General features: G+C 72.3%; 11 protein-coding genes. 8 read left to right on the top strand and 3 right to left on the bottom strand.

Annotated features, from left to right (window positions below; genetic code table 11):
* Window positions 1-9 precede the first annotated feature (9 nt).
* Both BMW85_RS35610 and BMW85_RS35605 read right to left on the bottom strand, forming a co-directional pair.
* Window positions 10-2,295 (bottom strand): TIM-barrel domain-containing protein, encoded by a 2,286-nt coding sequence (locus BMW85_RS35610; protein WP_091090495.1) that lies wholly within the window; start codon window positions 2,293-2,295, stop codon window positions 10-12.
* 137 nt (window positions 2,296-2,432) lie between these two features.
* Window positions 2,433-3,827, bottom strand: coding sequence for an NAD(P)H-quinone dehydrogenase (locus BMW85_RS35605; RefSeq protein WP_091090493.1), 1,395 nt, complete (start codon window positions 3,825-3,827; stop codon window positions 2,433-2,435).
* Between the two features lie 71 nt (window positions 3,828-3,898).
* Between BMW85_RS35605 and BMW85_RS35600 the strand changes: the two genes are divergently transcribed.
* Window positions 3,899-4,345: a gamma-glutamylcyclotransferase family protein gene (locus tag BMW85_RS35600; protein WP_091090489.1), complete on the top strand. Its 447-nt coding sequence runs from the start codon at window positions 3,899-3,901 to the stop codon at window positions 4,343-4,345.
* 26 nt (window positions 4,346-4,371) lie between these two features.
* On the opposite strand, the gene BMW85_RS35595 is transcribed toward BMW85_RS35600, so the two are convergent.
* Complete coding sequence (locus BMW85_RS35595; protein ID WP_091090487.1) at window positions 4,372-5,676, bottom strand: MFS transporter; 1,305 nt, start codon at window positions 5,674-5,676, stop codon at window positions 4,372-4,374.
* A 109-nt stretch (window positions 5,677-5,785) separates the two neighbouring features.
* Between BMW85_RS35595 and BMW85_RS35590 the strand changes: the two genes are divergently transcribed.
* From BMW85_RS35590 to BMW85_RS35560, 7 genes are all read left to right on the top strand, one after another.
* Complete coding sequence (locus BMW85_RS35590) at window positions 5,786-6,766, top strand: Lrp/AsnC family transcriptional regulator (protein ID WP_091090485.1); 981 nt, start codon at window positions 5,786-5,788, stop codon at window positions 6,764-6,766.
* On the top strand, window positions 6,763-8,085 hold the full coding sequence (locus tag BMW85_RS35585; protein WP_091090482.1) for a M20/M25/M40 family metallo-hydrolase: 1,323 nt from the start codon (window positions 6,763-6,765) through the stop codon (window positions 8,083-8,085). The genes BMW85_RS35590 and BMW85_RS35585 overlap by 4 nt, the downstream gene beginning before the upstream one ends.
* 3 nt (window positions 8,086-8,088) lie before the next feature.
* Complete coding sequence (locus BMW85_RS35580) at window positions 8,089-8,892, top strand: purine-nucleoside phosphorylase (protein ID WP_091090480.1); 804 nt, start codon at window positions 8,089-8,091, stop codon at window positions 8,890-8,892.
* Window positions 8,889-10,517 (top strand): phospho-sugar mutase, encoded by a 1,629-nt coding sequence (locus BMW85_RS35575; protein ID WP_091090478.1) that lies wholly within the window; start codon window positions 8,889-8,891, stop codon window positions 10,515-10,517. The genes BMW85_RS35580 and BMW85_RS35575 overlap by 4 nt, the downstream gene beginning before the upstream one ends.
* Before the next feature lie 90 nt (window positions 10,518-10,607).
* Entirely contained in the window at window positions 10,608-11,300 is a 693-nt protein-coding gene (locus tag BMW85_RS35570) for a TetR/AcrR family transcriptional regulator (protein ID WP_091090475.1), read from the top strand.
* The gene (locus BMW85_RS35565) at window positions 11,260-12,738 is read left to right on the top strand and encodes an AMP-binding protein (protein ID WP_245775249.1); all 1,479 of its coding nucleotides are present in this window, start codon (window positions 11,260-11,262) and stop codon (window positions 12,736-12,738) included. The genes BMW85_RS35570 and BMW85_RS35565 overlap by 41 nt, the downstream gene beginning before the upstream one ends.
* Window positions 12,735-13,475, top strand: a complete 741-nt coding sequence (locus tag BMW85_RS35560; RefSeq protein ID WP_091090474.1) for an enoyl-CoA hydratase/isomerase family protein — start codon at window positions 12,735-12,737, stop codon at window positions 13,473-13,475. The genes BMW85_RS35565 and BMW85_RS35560 overlap by 4 nt, the downstream gene beginning before the upstream one ends.
* Window position 13,476: the final 1 nt, after the last annotated feature.

Here is a 13,476-nt window from a genome sequence, read left to right as displayed (position 1 = left end):
AGGGGAGTGTTACTGAAGGACGGCCCGCGCGGGAGCTCCGGCCACCGGGACGATCTCGATCCCGGTGACGCGCTTCGGGCCGGTGACGGCGACGCGCAGCTCGTCGCCGTGCCTGGTGGCGACGGCGAACGTCACGCCGTCCTCGTCGTGCACGCTGGTGGTGCCGTCGCCGCCCCCGAAGGCGACGAGCGTGATCTCCTCCGGCACGGTCACGGTGTCGCCCGCGTCGGTGACGGGGATGAGCGCGCCGTGCCGGACGTACAGCGGGATCTGGTCGAGCGGCTTGGTGGCGGTGACGTACCGGCCGCCGCCCAGGGTGTCGCCGGTCCAGTAGTCGATCCACGTGCCGCGCGGCAGGTAGACCTGGCGGACGCCCTCCGGTGAGGTCATGGGGGCGACGAGCAGGTCACGGCCGAGCAGGTACTCCAGGTCGGCCTGCCAGGCGACCGGGTCCTCGGGGAAGTCCACGCAGAGGGCCCGCATCATGGGCGCGCCGGTGGCCGCGGCCTCGACGGCCGCCGAGTAGAGGTAGGGCATGAGCCGGTAGCGCAGCCTGAGCGCGGCCACGGCCTGCTCCTCGACGGCGGGGAACTCCCACGGCTCGCGGGTGGTCGTGCCGTGCAGGCGGACCAGCGGGGACAGGGCGCCGAACTGGGTCCAGCGGACGTACAGGTCGTCGCTGGGGCGGCCGGTGAAGCCGCCCGCGTCGTGGCTCCAGAACGGCACGCCGGACAGGCCGTGCGCGAGCCCGCCCCTGATCGTGCTGCCCATGGCGGCGTAGCTGGTGTAGGTGTCGCCGTTCCACTGGGCGCTGTGGCGCTGCCCGCCCAGGTACGACGAGCGCGCCCACACGAGCGAGTGCCCGTTGACCTCGCGGGTGACGTCGGCGACGGCGTCGTTGAACAGCAGGGTGTAGACGTTGTGCAGGTCGGTGCCTGTCATGCCGTTGGCGGCGACGGCGTCGGCGGGCACGCCCTCGGCGAAGTCGGTCTTGAAGGTGTCCACGCCCTGGCGCAGCAGGTCGCGCAGCAGCCCCTGGAACCAGGCGACGGCGGCCGGGTTGGTCAGGTCGACGATGCCGCAGGCGGGGAAGGAGCCGTGCCAGCAGTCGGCGACGTACGGCTCACCATGCTCATTCTTCAAGAAATATCCGGCCTTGGCGGCCGGCTCGAACGCCGGGCTCAGGTGCGACACGTACGGGTTCATCCACAGGCAGACCTTGAACCCCATCCCGTGCAGCTCGTCCAGCATCCGCTCCGGCTCGGGGAAGTTGACCGGGTCCCACCGCAGGTCCGACCAGTGCCCGTCGCTCTGCCAGTACGTGTCCAGATGCAGCACGTCGCACGGGATCCCGCGCTCCCTGATCGTGCGCGCCCGGTTCAGCACCCGCTCCTGGCTGTCCACGCAGAACCCGGAGGAGATCCAGGTGCCGAACGCCCACTTCGGCGGCAGCGCCGGACGGCAGGTCAGCCGGTCGTAGCGGTCGAGGATCTCCGGCGGCGTCGGCCCGGCGATCACGTAGTAGTCCAGGACGTCGTCAGGCACCACGAGCTGCACGACGCTGTGCGTGGACTGGCAGACGTCGAACTCGCTCGGCGCGCCGCTGTCGAGCAGCACGCCGTAGCCGCGGCTGGACAGGTAGAGGGGGACGTTCTTGTAGGCGCGCTGCGACTCCGCGCCGAAGGCGTCGAAGTTCCACATGAGCGGGCGCTGCCCGCGCTTGTCCAGCCGGGTGAAGGACTCGCCGAAGCCGGTGAACGCCTCGTCGGGCGCGGCGGCGAAGCTCTCGTGATAGGCGACGGCGCTCCCGTTCGCGCTGGAGCGGCCGAACGGCAGCGTACGCAGCCGGCCGCTGATGTCGATGTGGCCGCGGTCCTGCTCGACCAGCGTTCGCCCGGCGGCGTCGGTGAAGCGCAGGTGCCACGGGGCGAGCCGGATCTCGGCCCGGAGCGGGCCCGCGTCCACGACGATCGGCTCGCCCGGCGCGACCCCGGCACGGGCCCCTGAGTACGTGCCGGGGTTCACCAGCTCGATGGCCGCCGCCGAGCGGGGGCGGGCCGCCGCGTCCTCCGACAGCCGCACCCGGATCACGCCCTCGCCGGCCACGCCCACCTGGACGACCAGCGTCTCCTCCGCCGTGGTGACCGCCTTGAGCATCACCTCGGCGCCGTCGGCCGCGACCAGCTCGGCCGAGGTCACCGCCGACAGGCCGCCCTCGTTTCGCGTACGGACCGGCAGCTCCGGCGGATCCGCGACAAAGTACTCGTGCGCGACCAATGGGGGGCGATAGGGCATGGAAGCTCCTTTGAACGGCTGCGCCAACTCCGTGAGTTAGTTTGGTGCCCATACCAACAAACGTCAACGGTTGGGCGCGGCCGACGAGCATGCGCAAGCACCGCAGGGCGGCCCCCTGCGGTGCGCGTGGAGTGAGGTCAGATCCCGGACTCGGTCTGCGGCTGCATGAGGCGGCGGGCCGCCTCGGTGATCGAGCCGGACAGCGACGGGTAGACCGCGAAGGTGTGCGCGAGCTGGTCGACCGTCAGCCGCTGCTGCACGGCCACCGACACGGCGAGGATCAGCTCGGAGGCGCGCGGCGCCACCACGACCCCGCCGAGCACGATGCCCGTGTGCGGGCGGCAGAACACCTTGACGAAGCCGTCGTTGAAGCCCTGCATCTTGGCCCGCGCGTTGGTGGCCAGCGGCAGCTTGACGACGTTGGCCTCGATCTCGCCGGCCTCGATGGCCCGCTGCGCCACGCCGACGGCCGCGATCTCGGGGTCGGTGAAGATGTTGGAGGCCACGGTGGCCAGCCGCAGCGGCTGCACGGCCTCGCCGAGCGCGTGCCACACCGCGATGCGGCCCTGCATGGCGGCGACCGAGGCCAGCATGAGCACGCCCGTGCAGTCGCCGGCGGCGTACACGCCGGGCGCGGAGGTGCGCGAGACCTTGTCGACCTTGATGAAGCCGCCCCGGTCGAGCTGGACCCCGGCCTCCTCCAGGCCCATGCCGGAGGTGTTGGGGACCATGCCGACCGTCATCAGCGCGTGGCTGCCCTCGGCCGTGCGGCCGTCCTCCAGCGTGACCACGACGCCGTCGGCCGTGCGCTTGACGGAGGAGGCCCGTGAGCGGCCCATGACGTTCATGCCGCGCCGGCGGTAGACCTCTTCGAGCACCTCGGCGCCGTCGGCGTCCTCGTTGGGCATCATGCGGTCGCGGCTGGAGACCAGCGTGACCTCGGAGCCGAGCGAGCGGTAGGCGCCGGCGAACTCGGCCCCGGTCACCCCCGAGCCGACCACGATCAGGTGCTCGGGCAGCTCCTCCAGGTCGTAGAGCTGCCGCCAGTTGAGTATGCGCTCCCCGTCGGGCTCGGCCCCCGGCAGCACGCGCGGCGTCGCGCCGGTGGCCACGAGCACCACGTCGGCCCGGACGGTGCGGTCGCCGGCCCGCACGACCTGCGGATCGACCAGCCGGCCGCGGGCCCTGATGATCTCGACGCCCTCGGCCTCGACCCGGGCCGCGATGTCGGCGGACTGGGCCCGCGCCAGCTCCTTGACCCGCTTGTTGACCAGCGGCAGATCGACGCCGACCGTGCCGGCGTCGCCGTCGACGCCGCCGTCGAAGGAGATGCCCAGCGAGGGCGAGTCGAGCAGCGCCTGCTTGCGGACGGAGGTCGCGATCAGCGTCTTGGACGGCACGCAGTCGGTCAGCACGCACGCGCCGCCTGGGCCGTCCTGCTCGACCATCGTGACCTGTCCACCTAGCTGAGCGGCCACCAGCGCCGCCTCGTAGCCGCCTGGTCCGCCACCGATGATCACGATCCTCGTCACATGTCCATTCTCGCCCATGCTCCGGCGTGACATCGAACGGGTCGGCCCTCCACGCGCTAGTCTTGGCTGCTGTGCCTGTGTACGCCGCCTACGGCAGCAACCTCGATCCAGAGCAGATGGCCATGCGCGCCCCGCACTCCCCGATCAGGGGTGTCGGCTGGTTGCCCGGCTGGCGGCTGACCTTCGGCGGGCACGACCCGGCCTGGGGCGGAGCGCTCGCCACGATCGTCGAGGACGCCGACGAGCACGTGTTCGTCGTGCTCTACGACGTGCCCGAGTGGGAGGAGACCTCGCTCGACCAGTGGGAGGGCGCGGTCCGCGGCGCCTACCACAAGGTGCGGCTGCGGGTCCAGACGCTCGACGGCGACGTGCTCGCCTGGTTCTACGTCCTCGACGGCTACGAGGGCGGCCTGCCCTCGGCCCGCTACCTCGGCAGCCTCGCGGAGGCGGCCGAGCGGGCGGGCGCTCCCGACGACTACGTCAAGGAGCTGCGGGAGCGCCCCTGCACCTCGTTCTGAGCCGCCCCGCAGCTCGTTCCTGATCGTCAGCGCAGCGGCTGGTCCTTGGTCTCGCGCAGCACGAAGACGTAGACCAGCGTGGAGACCAGCGCCAGCGCCGACATGTACCACGGGAAGAGGCCGGGGTTGCCGGCCTCCTGCAGCGCGGTGCCGATGAGCGGCGCGGTGCCGCCGAAGAGCGCCACGGTCAGCGAGTAAGGAAAGCCCGCCCCCGCCGCCCGCACCCGCGTCGGGAAGAGCTCGGAGTTGACCGCGGCCGAGATCGAGGTGAAGCAGCCGAGGAACACCATGCCGACGAGCTGCACGGCCAGCAGGCTGCCGTAGGACGTCGTGAGCATCCCGAGCAGCGGCACCGGCAGGACCAGGAACCCTAGCCCGAACGCGATCAGCATCGGCCGGCGCCCGACCCGGTCCGACAGCATGCCGAGCAGCGGCTGCAGGATCATGAAGAAGACCAGCGAGATGGTGCCGATCTGGAGCGAGTCGGCCTTGTCGAAGCCGACGGTGATCTGCGCGTACGTCGGCAGGAAACTGGTCCAGGTGTAGTAGGCCACGGTGCCGGCGACCGTGATGCCGACGATGGTGGCCGCCGAACGCGGGTGGTGCCGCAGGAAGTCGAACAGCTTCGGCCGTTCCGTATCGCCGCGCCTGATGTCCTCCGCCACGGCCGAGGTCTCGTCGGCGCCCTTGCGGATCCACAGGCCCACGAGGCTGAGCACGGCGCCCACGACGAACGGGATGCGCCAGCCGTAGGAGCTCATGTCGCTCTCGGCGAGCGCCGTGGCCAGCAGCGCCGCCAGGCCGGAGGCGAGGAGCTGGCCGATGGTGGTGCTCACGTACTGGAAGCTGGAGAACAGGCCGCGCCGGCCGGGCGGGGCCGACTCCACCAGGAACGTGGTCGCGGCGGCGAACTCACCGCCCACCGACAGGCCCTGCACCAGCCGGGCGAGGGTCAGGATGATCGGCGCCAGCACGCCGACGGCCTCGTACGTGGGGGTCAGACCGACCAGCAGCGAGCCCGCGCCCATCAGCACGATGGTGAACGTCATGGCGGACTTGCGGCCGTAGCGGTCGGCGAACGCGCCGACCAGCAGGCCGCCGAGCGGGCGCATGAAGAACCCGACCGCGAAGACCGCGAACGAGCTGAGCAGCGGCACCAGGCTGTTGGCCGCGCCGCTGGGGAAGACCTGGGAGGAGAAGTAGATCGCGAGGAAGGTGTAGGCGTACCAGTCGTACCATTCGACGACGTTGCCGATGCTCGCCGCCATGAGCTGACGTACTCGGCTCTTGGGGATGCCGAGGGGGGATCGCGACAGAGGGGGTGTCGCCACGGAGGCTCCTTTGCTGACGGGTGCCTGATGGCTTACTGTGCAAAGGTAAGCGCGAATCAGTCAAATGTCTCGTAATTTTTTTACTTTCCCGACATGGGGAGTGTTGCGGGTGGACGTTCTCGACCGGCGCCTGGTCGCCGCCCTCCAGGTGAGCCCGCGCGCCTCGTGGGGCGAGATCGCCCGCGTCGTCGGCGAGCACGAGCGCACCGTCGCGCGCCGCCTCCAGCGCCTCATCGCCGAGGGCGTGGTCCGGGTCACGGCCATCTACGACGACTTCCGCACCGGGCACGGGCGTCCCGCGCACCTGCACGTCCACGTGCGGCCCGGCAGCGCGCCCAAGGTCGCCGAGGCCCTCGCCGACCGGCCCGACACCCGCTCGGTCTACGCCCTGACCGGCGCGGCCGACCTCGGCTGCGAGCTCGTCTCGCCGTCGCGGGAGGCCCTGCACCGCACCCTGTCCACCGAGATCAGCGCCGTCGGCGGCGTGCTGCAGACACAGACGCAGGTCGTCCTCCACACCTTCCGCACCGTCGCCGAGTGGCACGCGCCCTACCTGACCGAGGAGGAGGTGGCCGAGCTGAGCCCGCCGCCGCCCCCGGACGCACTGCCCGACGTCGAACGGCTGACACCTCTGGAGCGGGAGATCGCCGAGCTGCTGACCGCCGACGGCCGCATCGCCTTCAGCGCCGTCGCCGAACACCTCGGCATGTCCGTGCCGACCGCCCGCCGCCGGCTCTGCTCGCTGCTGGAGCGGCGGCTGCTGCTGCCCCGCGCCGAGGTCGAGCCCGCGCTGCTCGGGCTGGAGGTGGAGGCCATGCTGTGGCTCAAGGTCCGGCCGTACGCGCTGGACCTGGTCGGACAGCGGCTGGCCGGGCACCCCAATGTGCGTTACTGTGCCGCCACCTCGGGCACCCACTCCCTCATCGTCCAGGTGGTCACCGCACACGAGGCCGACCTCTACCGTTTCATGACCGGCGTCGTCGGCTCGTACGACGAGATCGCCGACAGTGACCTGACCCTGATCACCCGCGCCTACAAGCGCGGCCACCTCCGCAAGTCCGGACTGCTCACCCTGGAGAAGACGACATGACAGCTGCCGATTCCCTGACGCCCGCCGAGAAGGAGGTCGCCGACCTCTGCGTGGAGCTGATCCGCGTGGACAGCAGCAACTACGGGGACGGCAGCGGCCCCGGCGAGCGGGCCGCGGCCGAGGTCGTCATGGCGCGGCTGGCCGAGGTCGGCATCGAGGCCACCTACGTGGAGAGCGAGCCGGGCCGCGGCAACGTCGTCACCCGCGTGGAGGGCACCGACCCGTCGCTGCCCGCGCTGCTGGTGCACGGCCACCTGGACGTGGTGCCGGCCAACGCCGCCGACTGGTCGGTGGACCCGTTCGCCGGGGAGGTGCGCGACGGTTACATCTGGGGCCGCGGCGCGGTGGACATGAAGGACATGGACGCGATGATGCTGGCCGTGCTGCGCCAGTTGAAGCGCGAGGGCCGGCGGCCCCGCCGCGACCTCGTCTTCGCCTGGGTGGCCGACGAGGAGGCCGGCGGCGTCTACGGCGCCAAATACCTCACCGCCCACCACCCCGAGCTGTTCGAGGGCGTCACCGAGGCGATCAGCGAGGTCGGCGGCTACTCGCTGGAGGTGGACCCGTCGCTGCGGCTCTACCTCATCGAGACCGCCCAGAAGGGCCTGGCCTGGATGAAGCTGATCGCCGACGGCACCGCCGGGCACGGCTCGATGCTCAACGGCGACAACGCGGTCACCGAGGTCGCCCGCGCGGTGGCGCGGATCGGTGAGCACGACTGGCCGCTCACGTACACGCCGACCGTGCGCACCTTCCTCACCGAGGTGGCGGACGCGTTCGGGATCCCGTTCGACGAGGACGACCCTCAGCCGGTGCTGGACAAGATCGGGCCGCTGGTGCGCTTCGTGGGCGCCACGCTCCGCAACACCACGAACCCCACCCAGCTCACCGCCGGCTACAAGTCCAACGTCATCCCCGGGCAGGCCACCGCGGTGATCGACGGGCGTTTCCTGCCCGGCTTCGAGGAGGACTTCTTCAAGACGATCGACTCACTCCTCGGGCCGAAGGTGCGGCGCGAGTTCATCCACCACGACATCGCGCTGGAGACGTCGTTCGACGGGGCGCTGGTGGAGTCGATGATCGCGGCGCTGAAGGCCGAGGACCCGACGGCGCGGGCGATCCCCTACTGCATGTCGGGCGGCACGGACAACAAGACGTTCTTCGCCGACCTTGAGGTGCGCGGGTTCGGGTTCGTGCCGCTGCGCCTGCCCGCCGGGATGGACTTCGCGGCGATGTTTCACGGCGTGGACGAGCGGGTGCCGGTCGAGGCGCTGCAGTTCGGCGTTCGGGTGCTGGACAGGCTGCTCCTAAACTACTGAGATGTGAGCAAAGACGCATACACCCTGGCCAGTGAGGCCGCCGCGGCGCTGCACGCCGCGACCGGCCTCGACACCTTCGACGTGGCGCTCGTCATGGGGTCGGGGTGGGTGCCCGCCGCCGACGCGATCGGTGAGACGGTGAGCGAGGTCCCGTTCACGGACCTGCCCGGATTCCGGGCTCCGGCGGTGGCCGGGCACGGCGGCAAGATCCGCGTCGTGCGCACCGCCGCCGGGCGGCACGCCCTGGTCTTCCTCGGGCGCACGCACCTCTACGAGGGTCTCGGCGTGGACGCCGTCGTGCACGGCGTGCGCACCGCCGCCGCGGCCGGCGTCCGCACGCTCGTGCTCACCAACGCCGCCGGCGGCCTGCGGCCCGAGACGCAGAACGTCGGCGACCCGGTCCTGATCAGCGACCACATCAACCTCACCGGCGCCAACCCGATCACCGGCACGACCTTCATCGACCTCACCGAGGTCTACTCCAGCCGGCTGCGCGCCCTGGTCCGCGAGGTGGACCCCACCCTCGCCGACGGCGTCTACGTCGCCTTCCGCGGGCCGACGTACGAAACGCCGGCCGAGATCCGCATGCTGCGCACCCTCGGCGGGGACATGGTCGGCATGTCCACCGTGCTTGAGGCCATCGCCGCCCGCGAGGCCAACCTGGAAGTGCTCGGCGTCTCCCTCGTCACCAACCCCGGCGCGGGCCTGGCGGGCGAGCCGCTGAACCACGAGGAGGTCCTGGAGGTCGGCCGCGCCACGGCCGCCCGCATGGGCGTGCTGCTGGCCCAGGTGGTGGACAAGCTGTGAACCTGATCGAGCAGGCGCGCGCCTGGCTGGCGCAGGACCCCGACCCCGACACCCGGGCCGAGCTGGGCACGCTGATCGAGCGCGAATACCTCGACGCGCTGCAGGACCGCTTCGGCGCCAAGCTGGAGTTCGGCACCGCGGGGCTGCGCGGCGAGCTGGGCGCCGGGCCCAACCGGATGAACCGCGTCACCGTCATGCGCGCCGCCGCCGGGCTCGCCGCGGTGCTCGGGCCGGGCAAGCACGTCGTCATCGGCTACGACGCCCGGCACAAGTCCGACGTGTTCGCCCGCGACACCGCCGCCGTGCTGACCGGCGCGGGGCTGCACGCCACCCTGCTGCCCTGCCCGCTGCCGACGCCCGTCCTCGCCTTCGCCGTCCGCCACCTGGAGGCCGACGCCGGGGTGACGGTGACGGCCAGCCACAACCCGCCGCGCGACAACGGCTACAAGGTCTACTGGGGCGACGGCTCGCAGATCGTGCCGCCGATCGACAGCCGCATCTCGGCCGCCATCGACGCGGTCGGCCCGGTCGACCAGCTCCCGCTCGGCGCCCCCGGCACGCTGACCGAGCTGGGCGAGGGCATCGTGGACGACTACCTCGACGCGATCACGGCGCTGCCGCTGGGTGACGCGCGTGACCTGCGGGTGGCGTACACGCCGCTGCACGGGGTGGGCGCGGCCACGCTCACGGGGGCGTTCCTGGCCGCCGGCTTCCCTTCGCCGATGTCGGTCGAGGAGCAGCGCGACCCCGACCCCGACTTCCCGACCGTCGCCTTCCCCAACCCGGAGGAGCCGGGCGCGATGGACCTCGCCGTCGCCCTGGCCGCCGCGACGGGCGCCGACCTGGTGCTGGCCAACGACCCGGACGCCGACCGGTGCGCGGTCGGCGTGCCGCTGCCCGGCGGCGGCTGCCGCATGCTGACCGGCGACGAGGTCGGCGGGCTGCTGGCCGAGCACGTCATCACGCACACCACCGGCGACCGCATGGTGGCCACCACGATCGTCTCCTCCACCCTGCTCGGCAAGATCGCCGCCGCGCACGGCGTCCGGTACGGCGAGACGCTGACCGGCTTCAAGTGGATCATCAAGGCAGGTCCCGGCCTGGTGTTCGGCTACGAGGAGGCCATCGGCTACAGCGTCGGCTCCGACGCCGGGCTGCCGGTCCACGACAAGGACGGCATCGGGGCCGCCCTGACCGTGGCCGCCATCGCCGCCGCCGCCAAGCGCGACGGCCGTACGCTGCTGGACCTGCTGGACGACCAGGCCCGCCGCTACGGCCTGCACGCCACGACGCAGCTCTCCTTCCGCGTCGCCGAGCTCTCCCAGATCGCCGGGGCGATGGACCGGCTGCGGGCCGAGACTCCGGCGGAGCTGGGCGGGCGCAAGGTCCTGGCGGTGGACGACCTGGCCGAGGGCGCGGGCGGCCTGCCGCCCACCGACGGCCTGCGCTACCGGCTGGAGGGCGACGCCCGCGTGGTGGTCCGCCCGTCGGGCACCGAGCCCAAGCTGAAGTGCTACCTGGAGGTCGTCGTCCCGGTCACCGGCGAGGTCACCGAGGCCCGCGTCACGGCCACCACCGCTCTCAACGCCGTCGGAGCCGATCTCACGGTGGCGCTCGGGCTCTGAGCGGCAACTGGTACTGATCCATGGCGTTTTGCCATGGAGTGAGGTACTTTCGCGGCATAGGTACGACCGAACGTTCGGTAGGAGCCTGCGATGGACCTCAAGGACCGGGACGCGGACGCGAGCCGGCGCATCAGGACGGCGGCGGTGCTGCTGTTCGCCCGGCGCGGCTACGCCGCCACCAGCGTCCGCGACCTGGCCCGTGAGGTCGGCATGACCAACGCCGGCGTCTACCACCACGTGGCGAGCAAGGAGGCCCTGCTCGCCGACCTCATGCGCGGCGCGCAGCAGGGGCTCATCGACGCCACCGAGCACATGCTGCGCGACGTCCACGCCCCCGCCGACCGCCTGGCCCTGCTGATCAGCTCGCTCACCGCCACCCACGCACTCAGCCCCATGACGACCCGGGTCATGGACGGCGAGCTCCGCTCCCTGACCCCCGGCTCCCCCGCCCGCGACGAGATCATCGCCCTGCGCGACGCCTACGAGGAGCACTGGAGGCGCGCCATCGCCGACGGCGTCGCCGACGGCTCCTTCCGCATCGCCGACCAGCGGCTCACCCGCCTCGCGCTCATGTCCATGTGCACCGGCACCAGCGAGTGGTACCGCCCCGACGGGGACTCCACGCTGGAGCAGGTGTGCGCGGAGTTCGTGGCGATCGGGCTGGCCGCCGTACGCTCCTCCGTCCGGGCCGCCGCCGCCCCCGACCCCTCTCTGCTGCCCGAGTTCCCCTGGGAGCCGCCGCATGTCAGAAACGATCCCTCATCTGCTGAGGCAGGCCGCTGACCGGCACGGCCGCCGCGAGTTCCTCCGCTTCCCCGGTCACCCCTCACTGACCTTCACCGACGCCGACGCCACCACCGACCGCCTGGCCGGAGCGCTCGCCGCGCGCGGCGTCCGGCCCGGCGACCGGGTCGCGATCATGCTGGACAACGTCCCCGCCTGGCCGCTCACCTGGCTGGCGGTCCTCAGGGCGGGCGGCGTCGCGGTGCCGGTCAACGTCCGCTACCGGGCCGCCGACCTGGAGCACGTGCTGCGCGACTCCGGGGCCGTCGCCACCGTCACCACCGCGGAGTACGCCCCGCACGTCCCGGGCGCCGTGCACCTGTTCGACACGCTCACCGAGGACGCGCCCGCGCCCGTCGTCGCCGCCGGGCCCGAGGACGTCGCCAACTTCCAGTACACCTCCGGCACGACCGGCTTCCCCAAGGCGTGCCTGCTCACCCACGACTACTGGCTGAGGACCGCGCGCGTCGTCGCCGAGGCCGTACGGCTGCGGGACGACGACGTGCTGATGATGACGCAGGCGTACTCGTACATGGACACGCAGTGGGCCACCCTGGTCTGCCTGGCCGGCGGGATCCCGCTGGTCGTGCTGCCACGGTTCTCCGCCTCCGGCTTCTGGCCGGCGGCGCGGGAGCACGGGGCGACGCTCACGTACGTGCTGGGCACCATGCCGCTCCTGCTGCACAAGCAGCCGCCCGCCCCCGAGGACCGCGCGAACCGGATGCGCCTGGTGCTCTGCTCCGGCATCCGCCCCGACCTGCACCGGGAGTTCGAGGAGCGCTGGGGCGCGCCCTGGCGCGAGCTGTACGGCTCCACCGAGAGCGGCCCCGACCTGCTCGTCCCCGTGGACGACGCGGAGTGCGTCGGGACCGGCGGGATGGGCCTGCCGCCGCCCGGCAAGGAGGTCACGCTCGACGAGGAGACCGGCGAGATCCTGGTCCGCGGCCTGCCCATGATGAAGGGCTACTGGAACCACCCGGAGGCCACCGCCCAGGTCTTCCGCGGCGGCTGGTACCACACCGGCGACCTCGGGGTCCGCGACGCCCGGGGCCACATCGTGCACGCCGGGCGGATCAAGGACATGGTCCGCAGGGGCGGCGAGAACATCTCGTGCGCCGAGGTCGAGAGCGTGCTCACCCAGCATCCCGCGGTGCTCCAGGCGGCGCTGGTGCCGATCCCCGACGAGCTGTGGGGCGAGCTGCCGAAGGCGTTCCTCAAGCTCCGCCCCGGCCACGCCGCCGACGCGGCGACGGCCAGGAGCGTGGCCGAGCACGCCAGGCAGCGGCTGGCCCGGTTCAAGGTGCCCGCCTACGTCGAGTTCGTGGAGGCGTTCTCGCTGACCCCGTCGGCCCGCATCGAGAAGCGCCACCTGCTCCCGCCCGGCCGCGACCAGCGCGCCGCGCCCGCCATCCCCGTCCTCCAGGAGGAGAGCCGATGATCGAGGTAACCGTCCGCGACGAGGTGGCCGTGATCACGCTGACCCGTCCCGACAAGCTGAACGCGCTCACCGCCGCCATGCGCGCCGACCTCGCCGCCGTCGTCCGCGAGCACGGCAGGAGCGGCAGGGGCATCGTGGTCACCGGCACCGGGCGGGCGTTCTCGGCCGGCGAGGACCTGCACGAGGCCGCCGGGCGCTCGCTCGTCGGCGAGGTGGAGCTGTTCCACGACATGACGAGGGCGGTGCTGGAGAGCCGGGTGCCGGTCGTGGCCGCCGTCAACGGCCTGGCCGTGGGCGGGGCCGCCGAGTGGACACTGTGCTTCGACGCCCGCATCGGCGTCGGCGCGACCGAGTACTTCTTCCCCGAGAACCACCTCGGCCTGTCGGTCTCGAACGCGGCCAGCCTGCTGCTCCCCCGCCTGGTCGGCGGCGGCCGGGCGCTGCGGCTCGTGCTCGACTCGGCCCGGCTGGACGCGGCCGACGCGCTCGCCGCCGGCCTGCTGGACGAGCTCGTCGCCCCGGAGGCGCTGGTGGACACGGCCGTGGCGCGGGCGCGGCACTGGAGCGAGCCCGGCACCGCCACCGCCGTGCACCTGGCGCTGCTGCGCCCGCCGGCCGCCGACGTCGAACGCGCCTTCGCCGCCGAGACCTCGGCCGCCGAACAGGTCGAGGCGAGCGGCATCGCCCAGGCGGGCATGACCCGCTTCATCGAGTCGAGACCCCCCAGGCAACACTGAC

Origin of the sequence: Nonomuraea wenchangensis, from assembly GCF_900111685.1 — a bacterium.
In the GTDB taxonomy this organism is placed as follows: domain Bacteria; phylum Actinomycetota; class Actinomycetes; order Streptosporangiales; family Streptosporangiaceae; genus Nonomuraea; species Nonomuraea wenchangensis.
The sequence above is the reverse complement of the archived record's forward strand: the minus strand, read 5'-3'. Positions and strand labels throughout refer to the sequence as shown.